We start from the raw sequence: 4974 nt of genomic DNA on the forward strand, positions 1-4974 counted from the left end.
GCTCGATCCACGACCCGAAAGCGGCGATGGACTATGCGCGCCGCCTGGCGCCGCTGCGCGAGCGCCTGAAGGGCGACCTGGAAATTGTGATGCGGGTCTATTTCGAAAAGCCGCGCACCACCGTGGGCTGGAAGGGCCTGATCAACGATCCGTACCTGGACGACTCCTTCAAGATCCAGGACGGCCTGCACATCGGTCGCCAGCTGCTGCTGGACCTGGCGGAGAAAGGCCTGCCGACCGCGACCGAAGCCCTCGACCCGATCTCCCCGCAATACTTGCAGGACCTGATCAGCTGGTCGGCCATCGGCGCGCGCACCACCGAATCCCAGACCCACCGCGAGATGGCCTCGGGCCTGTCCTCGGCCGTCGGCTTCAAGAACGGCACCGACGGCGGCCTGACCGTGGCGATCAACGCGCTGCTGTCGGTGTCCAGCCCGCACCGCTTCCTGGGCATCAACCAGGAAGGCGGCGTGTCGATCGTCACCACCAAGGGCAACGCCTACGGCCACGTGGTGCTGCGCGGCGGCAACGGCAAGCCGAACTATGATTCGGTCAGCGTCGCCCTGTGCGAGCAGGCCTTGGCCAAGGCGAAGATCAAGCCCAACATCATGGTCGACTGCAGCCACGCCAACTCCAACAAGGACCCGGCCCTGCAACCGCTGGTGATGGAGAACGTGGCCAACCAGATCCTCGAAGGCAACCAGTCGATCATCGGCCTGATGGTCGAGAGCCACCTGAACTGGGGCTGCCAGGCAATTCCGAAGAACCTCGACGAGCTGCAATACGGCGTCTCCATCACCGACGCCTGCATCGACTGGAGCGCAACCGAGAAGACCCTGCGCAGCATGCATGCCAAGCTCAAGGACGTGCTGCCCAAGCGTCAGCGCGGCTGACAGCGGCAAAAAAAACGCCGGGCACATGCCCGGCGTTTTCGTGTCCGCGGCCCGATCAGGCCTTGCTTGAGTGGCGCTGCTGGCGCTCCATGTAGCGCTCGACATAGGAACAGGACGGGATGACGGTGTAGCCCATCTGCTCGGCATACTCCAGCGCCTTCTCGGTGAGCGCCGCGGCAATGCCGCGCCCGCGCAAGGCATTGGGGACGAAGGTGCGGTAGATGTCCAGCGTCTGCTTGCCGAGGTCCATGTAGGTCAGGTAGGCACGATGACCGTCCACATGGGTCTCGAACTGATGACCGGCCTGGTCATGGTGGATGGTCAACGCTTCGCTCATCACTACTCCTCGCAGGTCTGGTCTGCAGACCTTTACCTAACCGATGTTGATCCGGCGCAGGAACGTTCACGTCACCTGATGCCCATTTGACACTGCCGCGCAGCCGATCGTTCTGCACGGGTGCGGTCTCTTCGAATAGTAGGCGCCCCAAGCGGAAATGCTCAAGCTGCAAATCTGCAAAAACAGGATAATGGCATCGCGCCTCACCGGGCCGCTAGACTATCTACAGTTGCCGGATGTTGTCGCACTAAGACGCCGGCCGACACTTAAAGTCACCTTTAGTTCAGCAGAAACTGCACTAGCAACAACCGTTTGCAGTCGCTGTGCCGGATACATCACGGTTTTGCTACAAACCCCGTCGCGCGCGCGTTCCAGCGACATTTTTTTTGCAGTTCTTGCGCTTGGTCAGTTTACTTACTACAAGTAATGGGTACTATGTACGCCGGCCAGTTTCTCTTTCCGAGAGATGGCTATTTAATAGATTAGAAAGTCCTTGAAGGGGAACACGATGAACAACGTTCTGAAATTCTCTGCTCTGGCTCTGGCCGCAGTTCTGGCTACCGGTTGCAGCAGCGTATCCAAAGAAACCGAAGCTCGTCTGACTGCTACCGAAGACGCAGCAGCTCGCGCCCAAGCTCGTGCCGATGAAGCCTATCGCAAGGCTGACGACGCTCTGGCTGCAGCTCAGAAGGCTCAGCAGACCGCTGACGAAGCCAACGAGCGCGCTCTGCGTATGCTGGACAAAGCCAGCCGCAAGTAATAGTCCCTCGGGATTGTTGAGAAGCCGACCCACCCGTGGGTCGGCTTTTTTGTGCCTGCCCGAAAAGTCCCGTGCGCAGAAACGACAAAGCCTGCACAGGGCAGGCTTCGGTGACCGCTAACGGCCTACTGCAGCTCGGGCGGAATGCTCGACACCATTGGCGCGGCGCCGTCCTGCTCGATCGGCACGGCGATCTCGACCGGCATGCCATCCTCGGCCGCGACCACGTCACGCACCATGTCCCAATTCATGCGCAGGCTGTTGGCCAGCTCTTCACGCTTGAGCAGCGCGTTGATGACCGCGGTGTGCTTGTCGACCACCGACGGGTCGCCCTGCTCGTTCAGCGGCGTGTGCGCTTCGAGGTACACCTTGCCGCCACTGACGCCAAACTTGTACGGCTCGTTGATGATGCGCACCGGAGTGCCCACCGGAACCATCGTCGACAGCTCGAGCACGTTGTTGTTGAGCATGCGGAAGCAGCCATGGCTGGTTCGCATGCCGATGCCGAATTTCTTGTTCGAGCCATGAATCAGGTAGCCCGGTACGCCCAGGGTAAACTTGAACGGACCCAGCGGGTTGTCCGGACCCGCCGGCACGACGGCCGGCAGGATATCGCCATCGGCAGCGTGCTCGGCGCGGATCGAGGCTGGCGGTGTCCAGGTGGGGTTCGGCGTCTTGGCGATGATCTTGGTGTTGGCGATGGGCGAGCCCCAGCCCTCGCGGCCGATACCCAACGGGAACGTGTGGACCACGTTCTGCCCCTTGGGGAAGTAGTACAGACGGTATTCGGCCAGGTTGATCACAATGCCCTCGCGCGGTCCCGGCGGCAGGACGAAACGGGTCGGCAGGATGATCTCGGTACCCGCGCCCGGCAACCAGGGGTCGACCCCGGGGTTGGCGGCGATCATCTCCAGGTAGCCCAAGTCGTTGGCGGTACCGATGTCAGCGAAGGTGTCTTCGTATTTGGCCTTGATCACCTGGACCTGGCCAACGACATCTTCGCCAGGGGGTGGCAGGGGCAGCTCCAGCGCAGCGGCAGGGCCTGCTGCCAGCAGGGTAGCCAGGGACAGGCAGCGGGTGACGGCGGGAAAGCGCGGCAACATCCGGGAAATCCTTCGCAAGTTCAGGTAAGTCAGGCGTGCAATTGTACACCGGCGCCCTTCCCCAGCGGGAGACAACGGGCCTGTGCCTGCACTACAGATGATGAAAGGCGCTCAGAGTTCCGGTCAGACCGGACGAGTGCCCCGTCGCTGGGCCTCGAGTATCGCCCGGCACAGCGGACACAGGCGGCTGTCGCGGTAGACCGTGCGGTCGACCATCGACCAGCGCGGCTGCGCCGGCAGCAGGCCGCCACACAAGGTACGGTCGGCCGCGCCGCCGAGCTCGAGCTGACGGCTCACGAGATGAACGCGGCTTTCCTGGCAGGCGAAGAGGTCGAGCTGTTCATCAGGTTCGATCAGTTGATAGGCAAACAGGGACCAGGGGGGACGCGGCATCGGGGGCTCCAGATCGGGGGCGCAACCTTAGCCGAAACCGCAGTCCGATTAAAGCGTCACAGCAAGGGTTTTATCGCGGGCCAGGCATTTTCAAGCAACTGTTTCTGGGCACCCTGCGCCGGATGAATGCCATCGGCCTGCATCAGCTCCGGCACGCCGCCGACGCCCTCGAGAAAGAACGGCACCAGCGGCACCTGTTTTTCGTTGGCCAGCGTTTCATAGACCTGGGCAAACGCGGTGGTGTACCTCACCCCATAGTTGGGCGGCAGACGCATGCCCAGCAGCAGCACCTTGGCGCCCGCCGCGCGGGAGCGGTCGATCATCGATGCAAGATTTTGTTGCAATTGCTGTGGCGGCTGCCCGCGCAGGCCATCATTGCCCCCCAGCTCCAGGACCACGACCTCGGGCTTGTGCGCCGCAAGCAGCGCCGCCAGCCGCGCCTGGCCGCCTGCGCTGGTGTCGCCACTGATCGAGGCATTGACCACCTTGTCGTCGAAACCTTCGTCGCGCAGGCGTTGCTGCAGCAGGGTGACCCAGCCTTGACGGGTATCCAGGCCAAAACCGGCGCTGATACTATCCCCCACAACCAGCACGTTACCCGCCGCCGCGCTCTGGCTCAGGCAATACAGGGCCAGACCGGCACTCAACCACCACATTCGCATCGGATTCTCCATGGGCCCAAGCATTCTCGTTGCGCAGAACCTTAGCAAAGTGGTCCCTAGCGCGGAAGGCGACCTCACGATTCTCCACCAACTTTCGCTGTCGCTGGACCAGGGCGACAGCCTGGCCATCGTCGGCGCGTCGGGCTCCGGCAAGTCGACGCTGCTCGGCCTGCTGGCCGGGCTCGACCGTCCCAGCGCCGGCAACGTCATCCTCGCCGGGCAAGACCTCGGCCCGCTGGATGAAGACCAGCGCGCGCGCGTGCGCGCCGAGCACGTCGGCTTCGTGTTCCAGTCATTCCAGCTGCTCGATAGCCTCAACGCCCTTGAAAACGTCATGCTGCCGCTTGAGCTCGATGGCCGGCGCGATGCCCGCGAGCAGGCCCGCAACCTGCTCGAGCGGGTCGGCCTGGGCCAGCGCCTGAGCCACTCGCCACGCCAGCTGTCAGGCGGCGAGCAGCAGCGTGTCGCCATTGCCCGCGCCTTTGCCGCGCACCCGGCGGTGCTGTTTGCCGACGAGCCGACCGGCAATCTCGACAGCCATACCGGCGAGCGCATCAGCGACTTGCTGTTCGAGCTGAACAAAGAGCGTGGCACCACCCTGGTGCTGGTCACCCACGATGAACGCCTGGCCCACCGCTGCCGCCGCCTGATCCGCCTGGACGCCGGCCACCTGGTTACCCCCCTGGAGCCCTGATGACGCGACTGCCGTTTACCCGCCTGTGCAGCCTGGCGCTGCGCCAACTGCTGCGTGACCTGCGCGCCAGCGAAGTGCGCGTGCTGTTCTTTGCCTTGCTGGTGGCGGTGGCCGCCAGCACCGCCATCGGCT

Annotated in this window: 8 protein-coding genes; 4 read left to right on the forward strand and 4 right to left on the reverse strand. The window is 63.4% G+C overall.

What is annotated here, in order from left to right:
- A partial coding sequence (locus VJS90_RS20635; protein ID WP_324123486.1) for a 3-deoxy-7-phosphoheptulonate synthase occupies positions 1 to 893 on the forward strand: 893 nt, incomplete at its 5' end.
- A gap of 55 nt (positions 894 to 948) precedes the next feature.
- Here the strand turns inward: VJS90_RS20635 and VJS90_RS20640 are convergent.
- Complete coding sequence (locus tag VJS90_RS20640; RefSeq protein ID WP_324123487.1) at positions 949 to 1230, reverse strand: GNAT family N-acetyltransferase; 282 nt, start codon at positions 1228 to 1230, stop codon at positions 949 to 951.
- Between the two features lie 508 nt (positions 1231 to 1738).
- On the opposite strand from VJS90_RS20640, the gene oprI reads away from it, so the two are divergent.
- Positions 1739 to 1990 carry an outer membrane lipoprotei OprI gene (gene oprI, locus VJS90_RS20645; RefSeq protein ID WP_003259780.1) on the forward strand — a complete coding sequence of 84 codons (252 nt, stop codon included), beginning with the start codon at positions 1739 to 1741 and terminating at the stop codon, positions 1988 to 1990.
- 125 nt (positions 1991 to 2115) lie between these two features.
- On the opposite strand, the gene VJS90_RS20650 is transcribed toward oprI, so the two are convergent.
- From VJS90_RS20650 to VJS90_RS20660, 3 genes are all read right to left on the reverse strand, one after another.
- The gene (locus VJS90_RS20650; RefSeq protein WP_324123488.1) at positions 2116 to 3093 is read right to left on the reverse strand and encodes a L,D-transpeptidase family protein; all 978 of its coding nucleotides are present in this window, start codon (positions 3091 to 3093) and stop codon (positions 2116 to 2118) included.
- 123 nt (positions 3094 to 3216) lie between these two features.
- Positions 3217 to 3486 (reverse strand): hypothetical protein, encoded by a 270-nt coding sequence (locus VJS90_RS20655; protein WP_324123489.1) that lies wholly within the window; start codon positions 3484 to 3486, stop codon positions 3217 to 3219.
- A gap of 56 nt (positions 3487 to 3542) precedes the next feature.
- On the reverse strand, positions 3543 to 4148 hold the full coding sequence (locus VJS90_RS20660; RefSeq protein ID WP_324123490.1) for an arylesterase: 606 nt from the start codon (positions 4146 to 4148) through the stop codon (positions 3543 to 3545).
- Between the two features lie 10 nt (positions 4149 to 4158).
- On the opposite strand from VJS90_RS20660, the gene VJS90_RS20665 reads away from it, so the two are divergent.
- Positions 4159 to 4842, forward strand: coding sequence for an ABC transporter ATP-binding protein (locus VJS90_RS20665; RefSeq protein WP_324123491.1), 684 nt, complete (start codon positions 4159 to 4161; stop codon positions 4840 to 4842).
- A partial coding sequence (locus VJS90_RS21910; protein WP_414704965.1) for a hypothetical protein occupies positions 4842 to 4974 on the forward strand: 133 nt, incomplete at its 3' end. The genes VJS90_RS20665 and VJS90_RS21910, both read left to right, overlap by 1 nt.

It is taken from the genome of Pseudomonas sp., assembly GCF_035277045.1.
Taxonomy (GTDB): domain Bacteria; phylum Pseudomonadota; class Gammaproteobacteria; order Pseudomonadales; family Pseudomonadaceae; genus Aquipseudomonas.

What these genes read in the sequence shown, in the direction of transcription:
- VJS90_RS20640 (WP_324123487.1), bottom strand. Translation starts at nt 1,230, where the DNA reads ATGAGCGAAGCGTTGACCATCCACCATGACCAGGCCGGTCATCAGTTC.
- oprI (WP_003259780.1), top strand. Translation starts at nt 1,739, where the DNA reads ATGAACAACGTTCTGAAATTCTCTGCTCTGGCTCTGGCCGCAGTTCTG.
- VJS90_RS20650 (WP_324123488.1), bottom strand. Translation starts at nt 3,093, where the DNA reads ATGTTGCCGCGCTTTCCCGCCGTCACCCGCTGCCTGTCCCTGGCTACC.
- VJS90_RS20655 (WP_324123489.1), bottom strand. Translation starts at nt 3,486, where the DNA reads ATGCCGCGTCCCCCCTGGTCCCTGTTTGCCTATCAACTGATCGAACCT.
- VJS90_RS20660 (WP_324123490.1), bottom strand. Translation starts at nt 4,148, where the DNA reads ATGCGAATGTGGTGGTTGAGTGCCGGTCTGGCCCTGTATTGCCTGAGC.
- VJS90_RS20665 (WP_324123491.1), top strand. Translation starts at nt 4,159, where the DNA reads ATGGGCCCAAGCATTCTCGTTGCGCAGAACCTTAGCAAAGTGGTCCCT.